Source organism: Mesorhizobium sp. M6A.T.Cr.TU.014.01.1.1, from assembly GCF_004022765.1.
In the GTDB taxonomy this organism is placed as follows: Bacteria; Pseudomonadota; Alphaproteobacteria; order Rhizobiales; family Rhizobiaceae; genus Mesorhizobium; species Mesorhizobium mediterraneum.
Genome location: NZ_RZPG01000030.1, coordinates 1 through 20821, shown reverse-complemented (window position 1 = coordinate 20821; position 20821 = coordinate 1). Strand labels below are relative to the sequence as shown.

The window sequence follows — 20821 nt, the reverse complement described above, 5'->3', positions numbered from 1 at the left end:
AACGCCTTTCCGCGATTCCTACGCATCGGCCCGAAAATCGGCATCGATTTTCGGAAAGCACGATGCGCAGATTCAAAGTTAGAGCGTACTTTGTGCGTCCGAATGGACGCATGTCGCTCTAACGGGAGGACCGAATGGCAGGATTTGACATCGTTATGCGAGGCCGCGAAGCCTAGGTCTCAGAAGGCGCGCCAGAAGGTTTTCACCTTCACGCCCAAGCCCATCTGACATCAGGCGTTCGTCGATGCCGGTCGCCGCCCGTCTTCGGGCGAGCCGCCAAATATGCCGAACCTCCGCATTCCCGGGCGCTAATTCGCCCAACGCGGGTTTTTTCAATTTTCGACCTTACCGGGACCGGGCTCGCTTGCGCCCGAATGACATCATGGCTCGTTTTCAGATAGATTTGCGCGCGGGCGCCTTTCGCAGCGTCCTTGGCTTCACGCTTAGCCATTGGCGGCGCCAGCCGTGGCGGCTTACGCTCATCATGGGCACGTTCCTGCTGTCGACCTTGGCCGACGTGCTGACGCCGCTCTATTCGGGCCGGCTGGTCGACGCCGTTGCCAGCAGCGCTGCGGCCGACGATGTCGCGTGGAATGCGGCGATGGCGGCGTTTTCCATGCTGGTGGCTCTGGCGCTCACCGGTGTCGTGCTGCGCAACCTCGCCTTCATGGCCATCGTGGAGCTGACCCTGAAGATGATGGCGGATATCGCCGCCGACGCCTTCCACCGCGTCCAGCGCTTCTCCACCGACTGGCATGCCAACAGCTTCGCCGGGTCGACCGTGCGCAAGATAACGCGCGGCATGTGGGCGCTCGATCTGCTCAACGACACGATCCTGATCGCGCTGCTGCCGTCCGTCGTCATGCTTGTCGGCTCGACGCTGCTGCTCGGCTGGTTCTGGCCGCTGATGGGTGCCGTAGTCGCTGCAGGCTCGGTGCTGTTCATCGCGGTGACGGCGCTGCTGTCGCTTGGCTATGTCGCGCCTGCGGCAAGGCTTGCCAACGCATGGGACACGCGCCTTGGCGGCTCGCTGGCCGATGCGGTGAGCTGCAATGCGGTGGTCAAGGGCTTTGGCGCCGAGGAACGTGAGGAAACGCGCCTTGCCAAGGTGGTTGCCAGATGGCGCGCTCGCACGCGCCGCACCTGGGTGCGCGGCACCGTCAACGGCACCACGCAAGGGGCGATGCTGCTGCTTCTGAGAACCGCGGTGATCGGATTTTCGCTGCTTTTGTGGGCGTGGGGGCAGGCGAGCGCCGGCGATGTCACCTTCGTGCTGACCTCGTTCTTCGTGCTGCAAGGCTATTTGCGCGACATCGGCACGCATATCCGCAATTTGCAGCGCTCGATCAACGACATGGAGGAACTGGTCGACTTCCAGTCCGAGCCGCTCGGCATCGAGGATGTGCCCGGCGCCAAGCCGATCCGCATCACCGACGGCCGCATCAGCTTCGACGATGTCACCTTCCACTATGGCAGCCACCGCCTGCCGCTCTATCGCGACTTTTCGGTGGACATCGCGCCTGGCGAGCGCGTCGGGCTGGTCGGCCATTCGGGCTCGGGCAAGACGACCTTCGTCAAGCTGATCCAGCGCCTTTACGACGTGAACGCGGGAAGCATCCTGATCGACGGCCAGGATATTGCCGGGGTGGCGCAGGCGTCGCTGCGCGGGCAGATCGCCATCGTCCAGCAGGAGCCCATCCTGTTCCACCGGTCGCTGGCCGAAAACATCGCCTATGCCCGGCCGAGCGCCACGCAAGCCGAGATCGAGCACGCCGCGCGGCTGGCCAGCGCGCACGACTTCATCGTCGATCTGCCCAAAGGCTATGGCACGCTGGTCGGCGAGCGCGGCGTGAAACTATCGGGCGGCGAGCGCCAGCGCGTGGCGATCGCGCGCGCTTTCCTCGCCGATGCGCGGATCCTCATCCTGGACGAGGCGACGTCGAGCCTCGATTCGGAATCGGAGGTGCTGATCCAACAGGCGATGGAGCGCTTGATGGTCGGCCGCACGACGCTGGTCATCGCGCACCGGCTTTCAACGGTGCGGGCGCTGGACAGGCTTCTGGTGTTCGATCGCGGCCGCATCGTCGAAGAGGGTTCGCATGACCAGTTGATCCGGCTGCAGGGTGGCATCTACCGCCGGCTGTTCGAGCGCCAGGCGCTCGAATTGACGAAGGGGCTGGTGATCTGACGGGTTACAGCGCCGCGCGCGTGTTAATGGACGCGCGGCGCTGCCGCCTTTTCATCGCCTTCGTCATGTTCTATGTCTGCCGCCAGGCGCGGGGGCGTGTCTTGTCAATACGAAAACCATCCGGTACGCCCCGCCCATGACAGTCACCGTCCGTTTCGCCCCATCACCGACCGGCCGCATTCATATCGGCAATGCGCGCACCGCGCTGTTCAACTGGCTGTTCGCCATGAACAACAAGGGCCGCTTCATCCAGCGTTTCGACGACACCGACGTCGCGCGCTCGACGCAGGAATTCTCCGACGCCATCCTCTACGACCTGCATTGGCTGGGCATCTTTCCGGACGCCACGGAATACCAGTCACGGCGCTTCGAGATCTACGATGCGATGGTGGAGAAATTGAAGGCGGCGCGCCTTCTCTATGCCTGCTACGAAACCCCGGAAGAGCTCGATCTCAGGCGCAAGGTGCGCCGCACGCGCGGCCTGCCGCCGGTCTATGGTCGGGAGGCGCTGACGCTGACGCCTGAGCAGGTCGCCGAATACCAGGCAGATGGCCGCCGGCCGCACTGGCGCTTTCTCCTGCCCAATTTCACCAGTGATCCCTTAGCGCCGGAGCGCACCGAAATCCACTGGAACGATCTGGTGCGCGGCGAGGAAACCGTCGATCTTGCCTCGCTTTCCGATCCGGTTCTGCTGCGCGAGGACGGCACCTATCTCTACACTTTGCCTTCGGTAGTCGACGACATCGAGATGGGCGTCAGCCACGTGATCCGCGGCGACGACCACGTCACCAATACCGGCGTGCAAATCGCCCTGTTCCAGGCGCTTGGTGCCGAGCCGCCGGTGTTCGGCCACCATAATCTCTTGACCACCGCATCGGGCGAGGGCCTGTCGAAGCGGAGCGGCGCGCTCTCGATCGAGAGCCTGCGCGAGACCGGCATCGAGCCGATGGCCGTCGCCTCGCTGGCCGTGCTTGTCGGCACCTCGGAAAATGTCGTGGCGGTGCCTGACATGGCCGAGCTTGCCCGGCGCTTCGATCCGGCCGCGACGTCGAAATCTGCCGCCAAGTTCGATCCGGACGAGCTCTTCGTGCTCAATCGCACACTGCTGCACCATATGCCGTTTTCCGAGGCGCGTGACCGACTGATCGTGCTCGGCATCTCCGGCGAACAGGCCGAGCCCTTCTGGCTGGCGGTGCGCGGCAATCTCGACAGGCTGGCCGATGCAGCGATCTGGTGGCGCACACTTCGCGACGGCCCGCAGGAGCAGCCGGACTTTTCCGATATCGACCGCGATTTCCTTCGCCAGGCGTTCGATCTTTTGCCGGAAGATCCCTGGAACGGGTCGGTCTGGAAGGAGTGGACGGGCAGGATCAGGGAAGCGACCGGCCGCAAGGGCAAGGCGCTGTTCATGCCGCTCAGGCTGGCGCTTACTGGACAGCCTTCAGGGCCGGAGCTTGCAGACCTGTTGCCGCTGCTGGGTCGGGAAGGAACGCTGGCCCGACGGCCCTGACCTTGCGCCGTTCCGGCGGCAGCAAGGTCGTCGGCGAGGGTTTGACGGCGAGGCGCTTGATGGCTTCGCGATCGAGCCCGCCTTCGACATTGGCCAAAGTCTCCGGGTCGGCGCCTGGATCGGGTCTGGCGGCAGGCACCGGAACGGACGGCGTGGTCTCCACGTCGGCCTCGGACTGCTCCGGGCTTGGCGGATTGCCGGCGATGATCTCGAAATTCCGCGAGGCGTTGCAGCCGCAGGCCGACGGCCGCGATGTTTCGGGCTGCTTGTAGAGATAGGCGGTCGGCAGTTCGCTGTAGGGCCTGCCGGTTATCGAGGACGTCATCGAGGCCGAATCGTCGCCAATGCCGCGCGTATAGAACACCTGCATCTCGGTGCCGGGGCAGCTCGAATCGCAGTTCTTCTGGTCGCGCTCGAAATCGCCCAGCGAGGCGGCGTTCGACATCGGGAAGAAATAGCCGTCGCAGGTGCGCACGCACATTGTGCGGAATTCGCCGCCAAGACGTGGCAGGTCCATGCCGTCTGGCCGATTGATCATGGCGCGGATACCGCGTTGTTCATCGGGATCGCTCGGCTCATCCAGCGCATCGGGCTGACTTCTGGCGTCGCCCAAAAGCCGATCGAGCAGATTTCCTTTGCCGTTTTCACGGTTCGCTTCGGGGACAGGCACACGCTTCGAAGGCACGGCGCTATCATGACAGCCATTGGCGTCGAGCGAGGCCAGTATGCGTGCTCGATCACGTCGCGAGCCGCCGCCGGCGAGCTGCGCGCGCTTGACCTGCAGGGCATCGAGATTGGCGTTCATGCGGTCGAGCGTGGCCTCGAGTGCAGCGCATGCGTTGCGATTGCGGCCGACCAGCGAAAAGCCGCAGCCGGCGCTGTCGAACTGGCGGCTTGCCTTTGAAATCTGCTCGCGCTGCCGCACGATCGCGTCGTCGTACTTCCTGAGCAGGGCCGGCTTGCCACCGCCGCCACGCGCAGCGGCCGCGAGATCGGTCTCCAACTGGCGGCAAACACGGGAGGCGGCATGCGGCTCGGTGACGGCAAAGCTTGTTAACGTCAAGGCACCGAGCAGTACGGCGGCACGCGTCAGATTCCACCCTCCGCCCGTCATTCGCCGTGAACTCCGTTTAACAGGCCGTCGCGAAAGCTACCGCTTTGCGGTTGTATATTTAGCTTACCGCGAAAGCCCGCTTTAGCCCAGATTTACGACCGCCTGCGCCTTGTGGGCGGCTTCGACCACGGCGAGTGCCGTCATATTGACGACGCCGCGCGACGTCACCGACGGTGTCAATATATGCGCCGGTCTGTCGGTACCGAGCAGGATCGGCCCGACATGCAGCGCGTCCATCATCGTGCGCAGCGCGGTAAGCGTGATGTTCGCCGAATCGAGATTGGGGAACACCAGCAGATTGGCTTCGCCCTTCAGCCGCGAATGCGGATAGACGCGCTGGCGCAGCTCCTCCGACAGAGCCGAATCGGCATGCATCTCGCCGTCGCATTGCAGGTCGGGCGCGATGCGCGCCAGGATCGCCGCTGCCTGCCGCATCTTGAGCGCGCTCGGCGAATCGCGCGAGCCGAAATCCGAATGCGACAGCAGGGCGGCCTTGGGCTCGATGCCGAAGCGCTGGATTTCTTCCGCCGCCAACACCGTCATCTCGGCGATTTCCTCGGCCGTCGGATCGACGGTGACATGGGTGTCGGTGAGGAAAATGATGCCGCGCTGCGAGATCAGCATGGAAAGCGTCGACAGGTCGTGATCCCTGATACCGGCGCGCGGGCCAATGATCAGGGTGACATTGCGCAGATGCCGCTCGAAACGTCCTTCCAGGCCGCAGACCATGGCGTCGGCGTCGCCACGCTTGAGGGCAAGTGCTGCGATCACCGTGTTGTCGGTGCGCACCATGGTGCGCGCGGCTTCCGTCGTCACGCCGCGCCGGCCGGCGAGCTCGATCAAAAGGTCGACATAGTGGCGATAACGCGGATCGTCCTCGGGATTGATCAGGCCGAAATCGACGCCCGGCTTGATGCGCAATCCGTAGCGTTTCAACCGCACCTCGATGACATGCGGGCGGCCGATCAGGATCGGCTCGGCGATGCCTTCCTCCAGCACCACCTGGGCGGCTCGCAGCACACGCTCGTCCTCACCGTCGGCATAGATGACGCGCTTGGCGCTCGAGGTCTTGGCCATCGTGAACACCGGCTTCATGACCAGGCCGGAGCGGAAGACGAAGCGGTTCAGCGTGTCGATATAGACCGTCATGTCGGTGATCGGCCGTGTCGCGACGCCGGTGTCGCAAGCGGCCTTGGCCACCGCCGGAGCGATGCGCAGGATCAGCCTGGGATCAAAGGGCGAGGGGATCAGGAAATCAGGCCCAAAGATCGGCGTTTCGCCGGAATAGGCGCGGGCGGCGACATCGGACGGCTCTTCGCGGGCAAGGGCTGCGATCGCCCGCACCGCGGCCATTTTCATCTCTTCGTTGATGGCGCTGGCACCGCAGTCCAGCGCACCACGGAAAATGTAAGGAAAACAGAGTACGTTGTTGACTTGATTGGGGAAATCGGAGCGGCCGGTGCAGATCATCGCGTCGGGTCGCGCCGCCCGTGCCGCTTCCGGCATGATCTCGGGGTTGGGGTTGGCCAGCGCCAGGATCAGCGGTTTTGGCGCCATATGCTGGAGCAATTCCGGTTTCAGCACGCCGGCGGCCGAAAGCCCCAGAAACACGTCGGCGCCCGGCAGCACATCGGCCAGCGTGCGCGCCTCGGTATCTTTCACATAAGGGTCCTTCCAACGGTCCATCTCGTCGACGCGACCCTTGTAAGCGACGCCGAAACGGTCGGTGACCCAGATGTTCTCGACGCGCGCGCCGAGCAAAACCAGCAAGTTGAGGCAGGCGAGGGCAGCTGCCCCGGCGCCGGAGGTGACGATCTTGATGTCGGAGATCGTCTTGCCGGCAAATTCCAGCCCGTTGAGCACGGCGGCGGCGACGATGATCGCGGTGCCGTGCTGGTCGTCGTGGAAGACCGGTATGGCCATGCGGGCCTTCAGCCGTTCCTCGACCTCGAAGCATTCGGGCGCCTTGATGTCTTCGAGGTTGATACCGCCGAAGGTCGGCTCCAGCGCCGAGATCGTCTCGACCATGCGCTCGATATCAGGCGCGTCGATCTCGATGTCGAAGACGTCGATGCCGGCGAACTTCTTGAACAGCACCGCCTTGCCTTCCATCACCGGCTTGGAGGCGAGCGGACCGATATTGCCGAGACCGAGCACCGCCGAACCGTTGGAGACGACGCCAACCAGATTGGCCCGCGCCGTGTAGTCGGCGGCGGTTGCCGGATTGTCGCGGATTTCCAGACAGGGCGCAGCGACGCCCGGCGAATAGGCAAGCGCCAGGTCGCGCTGGTTGCCGAGCGGCTTGGTCGCCTGGATTTCAAGCTTTCCAGGCCTTGGATGCTTGTGGAAGTAAAGTGCGGCTTCGTCGAGGTCCGACCGGGCTGCTTTTTTGCTTTCGCCTTCCATACGGGCCTCCCTGCGATCCTGCCTTGACGCCCTTTTAGCATGCAGCGTTGGTTTTTCACGATGCCAAATGACGCAACCGAAAAATAGGCGGAAGAATCATCAAAAACTCATCTATGTCAGATTGTTGCAATGAAATTCTCACCTGCTTTGTCGCGGTCGGTGCGGCTGTCATCGAATGCATCGCGCGACCGCGCGGTTCCGATCGCGGGCGGTCAACTCACGTCTCGATGGCCCTCAAGCAGTTTCCAGACGCTATCGACAATGCTCGGCCGTGGTCGCCGTTTCGCGATCACGGCAAGTGGCCACGCGGGCAGCGAGACGCCGGTGATCGGTGCATAGCGGACGCCCCGAAACAAAAGGCGCTGTGTCGATCGTGGAAGCAGGGCCGCGCCCAAGCCGGCGGACACGAGCGAGAGCATGGTTAGTGCCCGCGTTGCCTCCTGGACGATCCGCACGTCGAGGCCGGCCTTGGTAAACGTGTCCATGATGCGGGCATGGAGCGCCGGGCCTTGGGCAGCCGGAAACATGATGAGCCCTTGGTGGGCGATGTCCGCCAGCGTCACCCCGTGTGTCTGCCGGTCATCTGGCAGAACGGCGACGAGATCTTCAGCAGGATAATCATGGACGTCGAGACGTTCGTCAGTCCCGAGCGGTGGATGCACGAAACCGACGTCGATCTCGCTGCGCGACAACGCCGCAATCTGCTCATTGGTGGACACCTCGATGAGCTTTGGACGGATGTCCGGATATTTCTCGCGAAGCCGAGACAGGAGATGCGGCAGATGCTCGTAGAGAGCCGCCGAAACGAAGCCGATCCTGATCTCGCCAGCTTCGCCGCCATGCGCTGCGCGGGCGATGTGAAGCGCCGAATCGGCGTACCGTACTGATGCCCGAGCCTCGTCTACGAAGGCCGAGCCCGCGCGCGTCAGGGTTAGGCGGCGGTTGGCCCGCTCGAACAACTTGACGCCGAGTTCCTTCTCCAGACGTCCGATCGATTGGCTAAGCGGAGGCTGCGCCATGGCCAGCCGCAGTGCGGCACGCCCCATATGCAATTCCTCCGCAACAGCGAGGAAATGTCGCAAATGCCGAAGTTCCATATCTTGACGATATCAAAAATCATGAAACACGTCATCGATAGGATATCGAATAGCTGACAGTCTTTCCGGAACGCAATTGCGACCGGAGATATCATGATGTCCCACTTCACCGTCTTCCCCCTCGTGCTCACAGCAGCGATGATGGCCGCCGCTCCAGCATCGGCAGGAGAGCCGGATCTCGTCCGGGTCGACAGGTTCGTCGAACTTCAGACGGGCGAGCGCCTCTTCGTCCGGGAGGTGCGCCGTTCTGGCGCAGCGTCCGAAGCCAACTCCGCCGTCCTCCTCATCCATGGCGCACGCGTGCCCGGCGTTGCGTCCTTCGATCTGCCCGTTGCGGGCGGGTCGCTTGCCGCCGACCTCGCGGCGGACGGGCACCTTGTCTATGTCCTGGATATTCGCGGCTACGGCGCATCGAGCCGTCCTGCGGCCATGAACAGGCCGCCGGACCAGTCCGCTCCCCTGATCCGCACCGAAGACGTCGTGGCGGATATTTCCGCAACGGTCGACGCCATCGCCAAATGGAGCGACGTTTCGAGGGTCAGCCTCGTCGGCTGGGCCACCGGCGGGCATTGGGCCGGCGCCTATGCCAGCCGGTTTCCGCAGACGGTTGATCGGCTCATCCTCTACAACACCCTGTATGGCGGCTCAGACCGGCATCCCACCCTTGGCACCGGCTCGCCGCTTGAAAATCCCGACCGGCCCGGGACGTTCAATGTCCGTGCGTTCGGCGGTTATCGGCTGAATACACGTGCGAGCCTGTTCACCGCCTGGGACGACAGCATCCCGGTCGCGGACAAGGCTGAGTGGCGCGATCCCGCGGTCACTGCGGCCTATGGTGATGCAGCACTCGCCTCTGACGAGACGGCGTCGACGCGCCAGCCGCCGAGTTTCCGGTCACCGAGCGGCGCCATGGCCGACAGCTTCGAACTGGCGTTCGATCGCCGGCAATGGTCGGCCGCGGCACTCACCATGCCAGTGCTCGTCATCCGCTCCGGACGAGATTTCTGGAGCCGGCCGGAGGATGCGAAGACAATCGTCGACGAAGCACCAAAAGCAGAACGTCTGGACATTCCGGACGCCACGCACTTCGTCCATCTCGATCGCGAGGCCGCAGGGCGCGGTGTGTTCCTCGACGCTGTGAAGCGGTTTCTCGGTCGCCCGGAGGGATGAACCATGAAGGGAAGTTCATGTGCTGCGGGAGCAGCAGCCGCACCAACAGTGTCATGCTGGCCGCTCCCTGCGCCGCGCGATCAGAACGCGCTGACATAGGCGCCGCCGTCTGCGGCGGAGCTACGCCGCCCAGTTCGAATGTCTGCTAAGCGCGGAATGTTGCCCTATGGCGCGTGGCCGTCGGCACGACTTGGTTCGCCAGGAGCGGACGCTTGGCGCCAATGTGCCAAACGTCTTGATTGGGCCGTAACCTGCCTGTCAGCTATAGCGCGCATTCAGCTAATAGCCGCCATTGGGCGTGGGGTATCCGCAATGCGCTGGAGCACACCTATCTGCGTGTGAGCGAAGGCTGGGCCAAGCCATTCATGATCAACGGGACGAGCAACAATGGCTTCGGTATCGCCATCGGCAGTGACGAACTCGAAGCCAAAGCGATCCGCGTCATGCAGATGGCGCGATCCGCACTATTCTACGTATCCTTCGCGATCGGCGTCGAAGAGCGGAAGAAGCAACTTGCGAATCCCGGCCAGCTCATAGGCCCGATGCCGCTCTATGGCCTCGACGACGGGCGGAAGCGGCGCGATCCATTCTAAGTCGGCTCATTCCCCGTGCCGTAGCGCGACTTGCATAAGTCGCTTAGTAAAGATGAACGAACGGCAGCTTTCGGTCGCCGGTACCAGGCAGTCAGCCTTCGGCGTCCCATGCAAGAACTAAGTGGCGTGGAACGGTTCGGCGCCCGGTACTGAGGTGTCTGCCCCCTCCGGCACAAGAAGTTGGGTAAACGACCCCAATGGGAAATTGGGGGGTATCTGGGAGTGAAGCGTCCCATCCTCCGCAAGCCAATGATGCGCGACACCCGGTAGCAGCCGTAGGTCAAGAGGTTTCAGCGCACTCGGGTTGTGGAAGATCGAGATGCCCTCCGCCCAACTTTCCCGGTACTTAGGATCACGTACGTTTTGGCGCAGCCGTTGAGGCTCTGTTGCATTGGGGGCTGGCTCCATCCACATCCCCATACGCACGATTTGCACCAGGTCGGAACCGAATCCAGCCAGCGCGCCCATTCGAGCGAACTTGGAAATGGTGCCGCTGTTGGAGAAGAGCACGGCTGAGACCTGTTCGGCATCCGGCAACCTGAAGAAACCTGACTCCACCTTCTTCTCGCCCCACACATGCCAGTCCAGGAGTTGCGGGGTCACTACAAGTTTTCCGTCGGCGTCGTGGGTCCATTCGTAGTCGTAACCGTAGAGGTAGCGCTGGAGCGCACTGCTGGTCCTGGTCATAGAAGCCGGAGACGAAAAGTCCTGAATCGCGAAGAGCAACGGCCGGTCTGCTACGTGCTCCTTCTCCCAGTACTTCTTCTTGAGCTTGCCGGTCAGCGGGCCAGCGAACTTGATCGGCATGTAATCCTTCAGATGGGCGATCTGTTGCTCAGCTGTTTCCAGCGGCGGCTCGGGAAGGACATTACCTTGCTTGTCGCGAGTCGGATTGGCGGTGACTGCCTCCACGTTGAATTCGCCAAACGGACTCGCGCAGCAGAAGTCGGGAACGGCATGGATGCGGCCGATCTCGTAGCCGAGCTCTGTGAACGCGGCGAACAGGTACAATTCCCAGACGCGTGCGTCGAATCCGGTCGTCTGGAATTGCTCGATGAAGTTGCCATCCGCGTCGTCGTACCAGCGCATCATTGGTTCGATGATGCCTCGGGCAGAGGAGTAACCCAGCGCATCACTCAAGGAAACGAAGGCGGGGTTGAGGGAATTGACGTGCACGACGGGCGTGAAGAAATCCACGGGAGCGCCCGTCTCGTCAGCCTGGAAATACTCTTCGTCGGGCAAATGGGCTTGGCGCTCCATTTCGCGCCTCAAGTCGACGCGGCACCGATGAATGCTGTCATGCCAGCCCGGAGTGGCCGATATCCAACGAAACCGACCACGCCGATCTCGGCCAAACACCATGCCACCGAAATCGCCATCCGCTTTGTCGCGAACGATCGTCCCCAAGACACGCTCGTCACTATGCTCATACCAAGCAATTTCATCGCCGATGAGGCGAGCCCTGGGCGCGCGGGCGTAAGAGGCCAGAGCATCGAATCGAAGGAGTGTTAGCGGCTTCATCTCAAAAAGGCAGGCTGGCGTTGGAGTGATAGACTTGTCTTTTTTGGTGGGCGAAGTCGAGCCTCATCCTGTCATAGGTGCCTGAGCCGCAACGCCCTGGCCTCACGCCAGTGGCATCGGCGAGAATCCTGATGCCGCGCGTCAAGAGCGCAGGGTCACCCACACTGCAATGAAATCCTTAATGGCTAGGACTACGTCGCGAATCAAGGAAAGGTGCACTGATACGCTGATCGACGTTTCCGGGCGGATTACCCTCGACCCATAAGTGCGCCCTGATGTCGGCTTCTAGGACGCGGCAAAGCTGATCTCAGCGTCCGACATTAGGCGCATTGCAGATGGCGGCTCTTCATACATTTTCGTAGTAAGATATCAGTCCTTTACAGTATGGCACGTTCGCGTTTGGGAAGCCGTTACCGATCAGGTGCTTCTTAAAATCCTGGGCCGTCTTAGCCGGGTTAGCGGCCTTCCAGACATGGTACAGATGAAGAATCTCGAACGACCCTATGCATTTCGCCATCAGGTAACGATCGATGGCGCTCGCTGACTTCGAAAGGACCGCCAAGTAGCTGAGAAGTGTGGGCTGAGAGATCTTGCCAGAAAGACGATCTACTAAATCGGAAGGCTCGGGTACGTCGAGGGATCGACCGAAACCGTGGGCGAACTCGTTTCGAAGCTCCCTCATCTTCTCGAGCTTCGCGATCGGAAACATGACGGAGGTGTCTGTCGCACCAAAGATGCGCCTAAAGTTAGCGGCTCGTGTGCTCCATACATTTCGAGTGAGCAATTTCTGGTCGGCTTCGTAGTCGATCTCGATCCCGCGCTTAAGAAGGACTGTCCCATCGAGATCTCGTGACGCCCCAAATCGACATAGAGGATCGGACATCAGCGCGGTTCGAACGATCCGACTAATGTAGGCTTCGTGGAAGGCCACTGCCGAGATCAGCGCCGATAGACGAAGCCAGTTTCCTAAGGCGTCGTTGGCCATTAACCACAGGCCAACAGTCTGAGGGATTCGAGAGACGTTCGGGCCACGGGCGTGGAAAAGGGTCGCAGTCGAAGTCTTTGCGTCAGCCTTCTCCGCCTCCCGGGCGAGATACCGTGCATTATCCGTCATCACAACAAACGACCAGAAATGCTCGTTTAGCTCGGTCTGGCGGTCATTGAATTCGTTGATCGCGATGCTTCTCGATCGAAGCGGAACATACCTGTCGAAAGCCATTGCGATCCCCCATGTCACCTGAGTGATCAAGCACAACATATGATCGAAAAGCTACTGTTTCTGGTCAGTACACCAGCGGATTTTAGCGCAGAGCTGTCCCACTTCGAGGTCTCGACGAGGTCACGTTCGTGCTCGTCCGCCCTTAATGGACAGAAGGGTTACGCCAGGCTTAGCCCGCCGGTTTCTGACGGACGTTGCCGCAAGCTATGTCTGCATTCAGGGGCACGGCAGGGGTCAGCTGAATGACCGAGATTTAGGCGCAGAGCTGCCATTCAGAATCTGACGTGTGGGCGTCGCCTTCGGGTCAACTTGCGTCGCGCGACGCTCGCAACTAAACGACCGCAAACGGTCGTTTTCCCACCGTTCCCGGCCGGTACCAAGCGTTGGATTTTACCCTAGAACGCGCTGACATAGGCGCCGCCGTCGACCGGTATGTTCTGCCCAGTCAGGTAGCCGGCATGAACCGAGCACAGGAAGGCGCAGATCTGGCCGAATTCCTCCGGCGTGCCGAGCCGCTTGGCCGGAACGTTGGCTGCGGCCTGGGTCTTGCGCGCGGCGGCGGCAGCCGGATCTTCGGGAGTGCCGGCTTCGTGCGGGGGGCGCAGCCGGTCGGTGTCGAGCTTGCCCGGCAGCATGTTGTTGATCGTCACATTGCGGTCGATCACCGTCCGCGCGACGCCGGCAAGAAATGAAGTCAGGCCGGCGCGCGCGCCGGACGACAGATCGAGGCCGGGAATGGGAACATAGACCGACAGCGAGGTGATGTTGACGATGCGGCCGAAGCCGCGCTCGGCCATGCCGTCGATCACGGCCTGAACCAGTTCGACCGGGGTCACCATGTTCTGGGTGACGCCTTCGAGGATCTTTTCGCGGTCGAGCTCGCGGAAATCGCGAAATGGCGGTCCGCCATTGTTGTTGACGAGGATATCGGGATCTGGACAGGCGGCAAGCAGCGCCTTCTGCACTTCGCGCTTCGACACGTCGCCGACGATCTCGGTCACCTTGACGCCAAATCTTTCGCGCAGTTCGGCGGCGGTCTTCGCCAGTTGGTCGGCGTTGCGCCCGTTGACGACCAGATCACAGCCGGCCTCGGCCAGCGCCATGGCGCAGCCGCGCCCAAGGCCCTTGCTCGAAGCACAGACGATGGCCTTTTTTCCGCGTATACCGAGATCCATGGCGATTTCTCCTCTGATTGGCGCGGCAAACTAGCCCTTTGGCTGGACCAATCGCAACCGTCATACGGTTGTTGCATGAATCGGGGCATAGCCAGCGCGAGAGCAACGGTGAGAATCCAATGCCTGGCGCAGAGCCCCGCACTTTCCGCAGCATGTTCATCTCCGACGTCCATCTCGGATCGAAGGCGGCGAAGGCCGAGTTCCTGATCGATTTCCTGCGCCATCACGACGCCGATATCATCTATCTCGTCGGCGACATCGTCGACGGCTGGCGGCTGAGACGGAACTGGCACTGGCCGCAGAGCCACAATGACGTTGTCCAGAAGTTGCTGCGCAAGGCGCGCAAGGGCGCCAGCATCACCTACATCGCCGGCAATCACGACGAATTCGCGCGCCAGTTCCAGGGCGTGCATTTCGGCGGCATCGTCGTCGCCGACCGCGCCATCCACGAGACCGCAGACGGCAGGCGCTTGCTGGTCATTCATGGCGACCAGTTCGATACCGTCGTCCACAATGCGCGCTGGCTCGCCTATCTTGGCGACTACGCCTATGACGCGGCCATGCTCGTCAACCGCGTGGTGACGCGGCTTCGCCAACTGCTTGGCCTGCCTTATTGGTCGTTTTCGTCCTGGGCTAAGGTCAACGTCAAAAAGGCGGTGAATTTCATCGGATCGTTCCAGACCATGCTGACCGAGGAGGCGCGCCGCTCGCACGTCGACGGCGTGATCTGCGGTCACATCCACCATGCCGCGATCGAAAACTATGAGGATGTGCAATACATCAACACCGGCGACTGGGTGGAGAGCTGCACCGCGGTGGTCGAGCATTTCGACGGCCAGATGGAGATCCTGCACTGGGCGCATGTCCTGCCGGAGGCGCCGGTCGGCGGCGAGGTGCTGGTGCCGATCGACATCAAGGGCAGGGCAGTCCAGGCGGCGTGACCAAACCCGACCTCAACTCGCTCTAATCGATTAGTCCACGCGGTTCCGCCGACTTTTTCAGCATGTTATGAGATTGCGTGCGCTGCAAGCCGACTCAGCCGAACGCCGCGCCGCCGGATTGCCTGCTGATGTCCTCCCTGCCACCGCTTTCGCCCGAACAGCTCGTCAAGCCGCGTCATTTCGAACTGCGCATGGGCCTGATTTTCTTCACGCTTTTCGTGCCGCTGGGGACGCATTTGCCATATTTTCCGCTGTGGCTGCAGGCGAAGGGTTTTGATGCCGAGCAGATAGCGGTCATTCTCGCAGCACCAATGTTCCTGCGCGTGGTGACGACGCCACTGCTTACGGCACTGGCCGATAGGGCGAGCGACCGCGCCCATGTCTACATCGCGCTGATGGCCGCATCGCTGGCGCTGTCCGCGGGTTATTTCCTGACGCCGACCTACGCCATCGTGCTGGCCGTCTCGCTAGCGCTCGCTGTCGTCTGGACGCCGCATTCGCCGATCGCCGATTCGCTGGCGCTATCGGGGGTGCGCCGCTTCGGCTCCAACTATGCAAGCATGCGCAAATGGGGATCGATCTCCTATCTGTGCGCAAACCTTGCGGGCGGTTTCATCCTGTCGGCGACCGGCGCCCAGGCTGTTCCGATGATCATCTTCGTGGCGTTTGGCGCCGCACTTGTCGTCGGACTGATCGCGCCGCGGCTCGGCCGTCCCCGCCGTGCCTCGCCGCTTTCGGCGACCGACATCCAGCAGTCGGCACCAAAACTCCTCAATGCCTATTTCCTGTATTTCTCCATCGGCGTTGGCGTCATCACCGCCAGCCATGCATTCCTCTACGGCTTCGTGTCGATCTATTGGAAATCGATCGGCATCGGCGATCAGGTTGTCGGGCTGCTTTGGGGTTGGGGTGTGGTGGCCGAGATCGGCATGTTCATGATCTTTACCCGGGTTTTCGGCTCCTTCTCGGTCGTGTCGATCATGGTAATGGCCGGAATAGGCGCGATCGTGCGCTGGATTGCCTTCCCCTTGGTCTGGCCGCTCGGCCTTGGGGTTGCCGGATTTTTCGCAGTCCAGACGCTGCACGCGGTTTCCGTGGCGCTGGTGCTGATCGGCTTGCAAAAAATGATCGGCGAGACGGTCGCGGAGGAACGCACCGGGGCCGCTCAAGGCATCGCCTATTTCTCCAACGGCTTTTTCACGGCCGTGGTGACGCTCATGTCCGGCCCTCTTTATGACCGCCTCGGCGTGGATGGGTTTTTTGCCATGATCCCGATCGCTCTGATCGGCTTGGCGCTGATCGGACTTGCGGCGCGTTCAGCCCCACAGCGCCGTATCGGGCGGTGACACCAGCGAACCTTGGTAGACGAGACCGGGAACACGGTCGCGGGCAAGCAGCAGCGGACCGTCGAGATCGACGAAATCGGCATCCTGCGCCAACAGCACGGCCGGCGCCATGGCAAGCGACGTGCCGACCATGCAGCCGACCATGACGCCAAAACCCAATTCGCGGGCGCGATCGCGAAGAACGAGGGCTGCGGTCAAGCCGCCAGACTTGTCGAGCTTGATGTTGACGGCGTCGTAGAGGCCGACAAGCGAGGCAAGGCCCTCTGCCTCATGCACGCTTTCATCGGCGCAGATCGGCACCGGATGCGCGATGTGGCGAAGGATGCCGTCACGGCCCGCCGGCAGCGGCTGTTCGATCAGCGCGATGCCGTGCTCGGCGGCAAAGGCCAGGTTTGCAATGACATTGTCGTCCGTCCAGCCCTCGTTGGCGTCCAGGATGATGCGGCTCGCCGGTGCTGCCTCTCTTACCGCGCGGATGCGGGCCATATCGTTGTCGCCGCCGATCTTGACCTTGAGCAGCGGCCGCGCGGCATTGGCGCGGGCCTGTGCGGCCATCGCTTCGGGCTCGCCGAGCGACAGCGTGTAGGCCGTCTCGATCGCCCTCGGCGGAGCCGCGCAGATGCTGGAGGCGACCGGCTTGCCTGTGATCTTCGCCTCCAGGTCCCACAGCGCGCAGTCGATGGCGTTGCGCGCCGCACCTGCCGGCATGGCGTCGAGCAGCGCGGCCCGACTGATGCCGCCTTCAATCTGCTCCCGCATCGCCTCTATCACATCGCGAACACCGTCCATGGTCTCGCCATAGCGCTTGTAGGGGACGCATTCGCCGCGCCCGCTATGGTTGGCTTGGCTGATCGTGCATGCGATCACCTTGGCTTCGGTCTTCGAGCCGCGCGAAATGGTGAAGGTTCCGGCGATGGGAAAGCGCTCGGACTCGACCGAAATGACACGCGCCATATTTTTCTGCTCCGGCTGTGCGACAACGAGCTTGTCGGCAAATCGACAGGTGGGTTCCGTCAGGCTAAACAGGACGCCATGTTGACCATCCGCAAACGCTTCGCAAGCGGCAAGACCGCCAGGGAGGCCGACCATCAGCCGCGCGTCGCGGTGGGTGAGGAGGGCGGCGTTCTGGGCTGCGCCTTCTCCGGAAACTGGACGACGCGCACCGTGACGCTGGTCGACGCCGAGATGCGCAAGATCGAGAAGCGCAGCGGTTTCCAGACGCTGGCGCTCGACCTCTCACATATCGAGAAGATGGATACCGCCGGGGCCTGGCTGATCGACCGCCTGGTCAGCGCCTTCGAAAAGAAAGGCGTCGAGATCAGGCTGCAAGGGCAAAGCGAGATTGCCTCGATCCTGCTCGGCGCCGTTGGCGATGCTGTTCGGCGCGAACCCGATTCCGGCGGCGCAAAGCCGCCCAACATCATCATTCGCGCGCTCGAGGCGGTTGGCCGGCGCGTCTATGAAATGCGCGACGATTTCCTGGCCTCGATGAATATATTGGGCGCCACGATACGCGGCTCGCAGATGAAGCTCGGCCGCGGCCATGCGGTCAATCCGGCGGCGATCTTCAACCAGATCGATCGCATGGGCGTCGGCGCCATCCCGGTGGTCGTGCTGATGTCGGCCATCGTCGGCGCGATCGTCGCCCAGCAAGGCGCCTACCAGCTCAGCTATTTCGGCGCCGATATCTTCGTCGTCGATCTGGTCGGCGTGCTGATCCTGCGCGAACTCGGCGTGCTGATGACCGCGATCATGATCGCCGGCCGTTCGGGCAGCGCCATCACGGCTGAAATCGGCTCGATGAAAATGCGCGAGGAGGTCGACGCGCTGAAGGTCATCGGGCTCAATCCGATCGGCGTGCTGGTATTTCCGCGGCTGGTCGCGCTGGTGATCGCGCTGCCTTGCCTGACGATCATCGCCAATTTCGCCGCACTTGGCGGCGGCATCGCGGCGGCGTGGCTCTATTCCGACATCGCACCGGCCGCGTTCATCGACCGGCTGCGTGTCGCCATCGACCTCAGCACCATCTTTGCCGGGCTGATCAAGGCGCCGTTCATGGCCATGATCATCGGCACGATCGCCTCAGTCGAAGGCATGAAGGTTGGCGGCAGCGCCGAATCGCTGGGGCAACATGTGACCGCTTCGGTGGTGAAGTCGATCTTCGTGGTCATCATCCTCGATGGGCTTTTCGCCATGTTCTACGCGGCGATCGAGTTCTGACATGGCGGCGCAAGGCAGCACAAAGGCGACTGGGGTTGCGGAAGGGGCCGACGAAGACGAGATCGTGCTTTCCGCGCACGACATCACCGTGTCGTTCGGCGACAAGGTCATTCTCGACAGATTGTCGCTCGATATCAGGCGCGGCGAGATCCTTGGCTTTGTCGGCGCCTCCGGTGCCGGCAAATCGGTTCTCCTGCGCACCATCCTCGGCCTGGTGCACAAGCAGTCGGGAACGATCAAGCTGTTCGGCGTCGATGTCGAAAAGGCGAGCGAGAGGGAGCGTCTTCGCATCGACATGCGCCTTGGCGTCCTCTTTCAGCACGGCGCGCTGTTTTCGGCGCTCACGGTTCTCGAAAACGTGCAGGTGCCGATGCGCGAATATCTCGATCTGCCCAGAAAGCTGATGGACGAGCTGGCGATGCTCAAGGTCGAACTGGTCGGGTTGCCGCCGGATGCGGCACAGAAATTCCCGTCCGAGCTTTCCGGCGGCATGATCAAGCGTGCGGCGCTGGCGCGCGCGCTGGCGCTCGACCCCGACATCGTGTTCCTGGACGAACCGACATCCGGCCTCGACCCGATCAGCGCGGCTGAGTTCGACGAACTGGTCGTCAAGCTGCGCGATACCATGGATCTGACCGTGTACATGGTCACGCACGATCTCGACACGCTGTTCACCGCTTGCGACCGGGTGGCCGTGCTCGGCAACAAGAAAGTGCTGGTCGAAGGCACGATCGACGACATGCTCAGAAGCGAAGAACCCTGGGTGAAATCCTATTTTCGCGGAAAACGTGCGCGGCAACTTGATCTTGCGGCGCGCGCATAGCCATAAGTGGGTAAATGGAAACCAGAGCCAACTACGTCATTGTCGGCATTTTCACGCTAGCCGCGATCCTGGCGGCATTCGCGTTCGTCTATTGGACGGCCGCGATCGGCGACAGGGGTGAGACGGCGATGCTGCGGGTGCGCATTCCGGGATCGGCTTCCGGCCTCGGCCGCGGCAGTTTCGTGCTGTTCAACGGCGTCAGGGTTGGAGATGTCAGGCGCGTCTATATCGACGTCGACAATCCGACCGCCGCCATCGCCGATACCGAGATAGACCGGATGACGCCGATCACCAAATCGACGCAGGCCGATATCGGCCTTGCCGGCCTCACTGGCCAGGCCAATATCGAACTCAAGGGCGCCGACCCCAAGGAAGCGAAGCTTCTCGACCAGGCGGAAGCGGAGGGCAAGGTCGCCGAGATCGTCGCCAATCCGTCGGCGGTCACCAACCTGTTGCAGACGGCGCAGAACATCTTCACCCGCGCCGATACGGTTCTCACCCAGCTCGAAGGCTTCACCAAGGACGTTCGCGGGCCGCTGACGCAGACGGTCAACAACGTGCAGACCTTCTCCGATGCGTTGGCCAAGAATTCCGACGGCATCGACAAATTCCTCGCCAGCGTCAGTTCGCTGTCGGACGAGTTGAGGGGCGTCTCAGGCAAGCTCGACGGCACGCTGAAGGCGGCGGAAGGGCTGCTCAACGCCGTCGACAAGGACCAGATCAAGAGCATCGTCGCCAACGTCGATACGGTGACCACGAACCTGAAGGAAACCTCGAAGCAGTTCGACAGGGTCGTCAGGAATGTCGACACCGCGGTGGGGTCGATCAACGATTTCGCCCAAAGGACGCAAGGCACGCTGGCCAAGGTCGACGGCGTTCTCGACGGCATCGATCCGGCACAGGTTCGCACCGCGCTGGCCAACATCCAGAAGGCCAGCGAAAACGCCAACGAGGCTGCCGCCGACATCGCCAAGGTGACCAACAAATTCGCCAACCGGGCCGACGATATCGACCAGACGATCAAGGACGCGCAGCAGCTCGCGGAGCGCCTCAACGACGCTTCGGTGCGCGTCGACGGCATCCTCGCCAGGGTCGATACATTGCTCGGCTCGGGCCAGGCCGACGGGATGATAGCCGATGCCAGGAATACGCTGAGATCGTTCAAGCAGGTCGCCGACACGCTGAACGCCCGCCTCGGCACCATCACCGACAATCTGGCGCGATTCTCAGGTCAAGGCCTGCAGAATGTCGAAGCGCTGGTCCAGGACAGCCGCCGTTCGATCACCCGCATCGAAGAGGCGGTGACGGATCTCAGCCGCAATCCGCAGCGGATCCTGTCAGGCGGCGAAGGCGAGGTCCGGCAATTCGACGGCAGGGTGCGGCGTTGACTTCGGCTTTCGCCCGCCCCAAGAACAGCAGGCGAGTGCGCTACGGATGCGGATTGCTCATACGATTCGGGGACAACGGGGATCGCGTGTGAAGTCGGTCGTGCTTAAAT

The 20821-nt window shown here is 62.4% G+C and carries 16 protein-coding genes; 9 read left to right on the top strand and 7 right to left on the bottom strand.

Annotation, left to right across the window (positions count from 1 at the left end; all coding sequences use genetic code 11):
* Positions 1-382 precede the first annotated feature (382 nt).
* Together EN885_RS27165 and gltX are read left to right on the top strand one after the other, a co-directional pair.
* On the top strand, positions 383-2188 hold the full coding sequence (locus EN885_RS27165; RefSeq protein WP_126106407.1) for an ABC transporter ATP-binding protein: 1806 nt from the start codon (positions 383-385) through the stop codon (positions 2186-2188).
* Between the two features lie 136 nt (positions 2189-2324).
* The gene (gene gltX, locus EN885_RS27160) at positions 2325-3698 is read left to right on the top strand and encodes a glutamate--tRNA ligase (RefSeq protein WP_127291566.1); all 1374 of its coding nucleotides are present in this window, start codon (positions 2325-2327) and stop codon (positions 3696-3698) included.
* Here the strand turns inward: gltX and EN885_RS27155 are convergent.
* The 3 genes from EN885_RS27155 to EN885_RS27145 all read right to left on the bottom strand — a co-directional run bounded on the left by EN885_RS27155 (position 3616) and on the right by EN885_RS27145 (position 8264).
* Complete coding sequence (locus EN885_RS27155; protein WP_128242520.1) at positions 3616-4812, bottom strand: DUF2865 domain-containing protein; 1197 nt, start codon at positions 4810-4812, stop codon at positions 3616-3618. The two genes, gltX and EN885_RS27155, sit on opposite strands and share 83 nt — an antisense overlap.
* Positions 4813-4893: 81 nt before the next feature.
* Entirely contained in the window at positions 4894-7218 is a 2325-nt protein-coding gene (locus EN885_RS27150; RefSeq protein WP_128242521.1) for an NADP-dependent malic enzyme, read from the bottom strand.
* A 212-nt stretch (positions 7219-7430) separates the two neighbouring features.
* A complete protein-coding gene (locus EN885_RS27145) occupies positions 7431-8264 on the bottom strand; it encodes a LysR family transcriptional regulator (RefSeq protein ID WP_245493156.1) in 834 nt (277 codons plus the stop codon).
* Between the two features lie 189 nt (positions 8265-8453).
* On the opposite strand from EN885_RS27145, the gene EN885_RS27140 reads away from it, so the two are divergent.
* Together EN885_RS27140 and EN885_RS27135 are read left to right on the top strand one after the other, a co-directional pair.
* A complete protein-coding gene (locus tag EN885_RS27140) occupies positions 8454-9485 on the top strand; it encodes an alpha/beta fold hydrolase (RefSeq protein ID WP_245493155.1) in 1032 nt (343 codons plus the stop codon).
* A gap of 239 nt (positions 9486-9724) precedes the next feature.
* Positions 9725-10078, top strand: coding sequence for an LA2681 family HEPN domain-containing protein (locus tag EN885_RS27135; protein WP_281035163.1), 354 nt, complete (start codon positions 9725-9727; stop codon positions 10076-10078).
* Between the two features lie 117 nt (positions 10079-10195).
* Here the strand turns inward: EN885_RS27135 and EN885_RS27130 are convergent, their stop codons facing one another.
* The 3 genes from EN885_RS27130 to EN885_RS27120 form a co-directional block, all read right to left on the bottom strand.
* Entirely contained in the window at positions 10196-11485 is a 1290-nt protein-coding gene (locus tag EN885_RS27130; RefSeq protein ID WP_206616853.1) for a hypothetical protein, read from the bottom strand.
* Positions 11486-11945: 460 nt separating this feature from the next.
* Entirely contained in the window at positions 11946-12818 is an 873-nt protein-coding gene (locus EN885_RS27125) for a hypothetical protein (RefSeq protein WP_128242523.1), read from the bottom strand.
* A 395-nt stretch (positions 12819-13213) separates the two neighbouring features.
* Positions 13214-13993, bottom strand: a complete 780-nt coding sequence (locus EN885_RS27120; RefSeq protein WP_128242524.1) for an SDR family oxidoreductase — start codon at positions 13991-13993, stop codon at positions 13214-13216.
* Positions 13994-14145: 152 nt separating this feature from the next.
* On the opposite strand from EN885_RS27120, the gene EN885_RS27115 reads away from it, so the two are divergent.
* Together EN885_RS27115 and EN885_RS27110 are read left to right on the top strand one after the other, a co-directional pair.
* Positions 14146-14934 (top strand): UDP-2,3-diacylglucosamine diphosphatase, encoded by a 789-nt coding sequence (locus tag EN885_RS27115; protein ID WP_164897929.1) that lies wholly within the window; start codon positions 14146-14148, stop codon positions 14932-14934.
* Between the two features lie 128 nt (positions 14935-15062).
* A complete protein-coding gene (locus EN885_RS27110) occupies positions 15063-16280 on the top strand; it encodes an MFS transporter (RefSeq protein WP_128242526.1) in 1218 nt (405 codons plus the stop codon).
* Here EN885_RS27110 and dgcA read toward each other — a convergent pair.
* A complete protein-coding gene (gene dgcA / locus EN885_RS27105; RefSeq protein WP_128242527.1) occupies positions 16251-17234 on the bottom strand; it encodes an N-acetyl-D-Glu racemase DgcA in 984 nt (327 codons plus the stop codon). The genes EN885_RS27110 and dgcA overlap by 30 nt on opposite strands.
* Before the next feature lie 78 nt (positions 17235-17312).
* Here dgcA and EN885_RS27100 point away from each other — a divergent pair, with 78 nt between their 5' ends.
* Genes EN885_RS27100 through EN885_RS27090 form a run of 3 tightly spaced genes read left to right on the top strand, consistent with a single transcriptional unit; the run spans position 17313 to position 20711 of the window.
* Positions 17313-18500, top strand: coding sequence for an ABC transporter permease (locus EN885_RS27100; protein WP_128242528.1), 1188 nt, complete (start codon positions 17313-17315; stop codon positions 18498-18500).
* A gap of 1 nt (position 18501) precedes the next feature.
* Entirely contained in the window at positions 18502-19323 is an 822-nt protein-coding gene (locus EN885_RS27095) for an ABC transporter ATP-binding protein (protein WP_128242529.1), read from the top strand.
* A gap of 14 nt (positions 19324-19337) precedes the next feature.
* Positions 19338-20711, top strand: coding sequence for an MlaD family protein (locus tag EN885_RS27090; RefSeq protein ID WP_128242530.1), 1374 nt, complete (start codon positions 19338-19340; stop codon positions 20709-20711).
* The last annotated feature ends 110 nt before the right edge of the window (positions 20712-20821 follow it).

Coding starts and splice junctions, on each gene's coding strand:
- EN885_RS27155 (WP_128242520.1), bottom strand. CDS start 4,812: ATGACGGGCGGAGGGTGGAATCTGACGCGTGCCGCCGTACTGCTCGGT.
- EN885_RS27125 (WP_128242523.1), bottom strand. CDS start 12,818: ATGGCTTTCGACAGGTATGTTCCGCTTCGATCGAGAAGCATCGCGATC.
- EN885_RS27095 (WP_128242529.1), top strand. CDS start 18,502: ATGGCGGCGCAAGGCAGCACAAAGGCGACTGGGGTTGCGGAAGGGGCC.
- EN885_RS27120 (WP_128242524.1), bottom strand. CDS start 13,993: ATGGATCTCGGTATACGCGGAAAAAAGGCCATCGTCTGTGCTTCGAGC.
- gltX (WP_127291566.1), top strand. CDS start 2,325: ATGACAGTCACCGTCCGTTTCGCCCCATCACCGACCGGCCGCATTCAT.
- EN885_RS27110 (WP_128242526.1), top strand. CDS start 15,063: ATGTCCTCCCTGCCACCGCTTTCGCCCGAACAGCTCGTCAAGCCGCGT.
- EN885_RS27090 (WP_128242530.1), top strand. CDS start 19,338: ATGGAAACCAGAGCCAACTACGTCATTGTCGGCATTTTCACGCTAGCC.
- EN885_RS27100 (WP_128242528.1), top strand. CDS start 17,313: ATGTTGACCATCCGCAAACGCTTCGCAAGCGGCAAGACCGCCAGGGAG.
- EN885_RS27115 (WP_164897929.1), top strand. CDS start 14,146: ATGTTCATCTCCGACGTCCATCTCGGATCGAAGGCGGCGAAGGCCGAG.
- EN885_RS27165 (WP_126106407.1), top strand. CDS start 383: ATGGCTCGTTTTCAGATAGATTTGCGCGCGGGCGCCTTTCGCAGCGTC.
- EN885_RS27140 (WP_245493155.1), top strand. CDS start 8,454: ATGATGGCCGCCGCTCCAGCATCGGCAGGAGAGCCGGATCTCGTCCGG.
- EN885_RS27150 (WP_128242521.1), bottom strand. CDS start 7,218: ATGGAAGGCGAAAGCAAAAAAGCAGCCCGGTCGGACCTCGACGAAGCC.
- EN885_RS27145 (WP_245493156.1), bottom strand. CDS start 8,264: ATGGGGCGTGCCGCACTGCGGCTGGCCATGGCGCAGCCTCCGCTTAGC.
- dgcA (WP_128242527.1), bottom strand. CDS start 17,234: ATGGCGCGTGTCATTTCGGTCGAGTCCGAGCGCTTTCCCATCGCCGGA.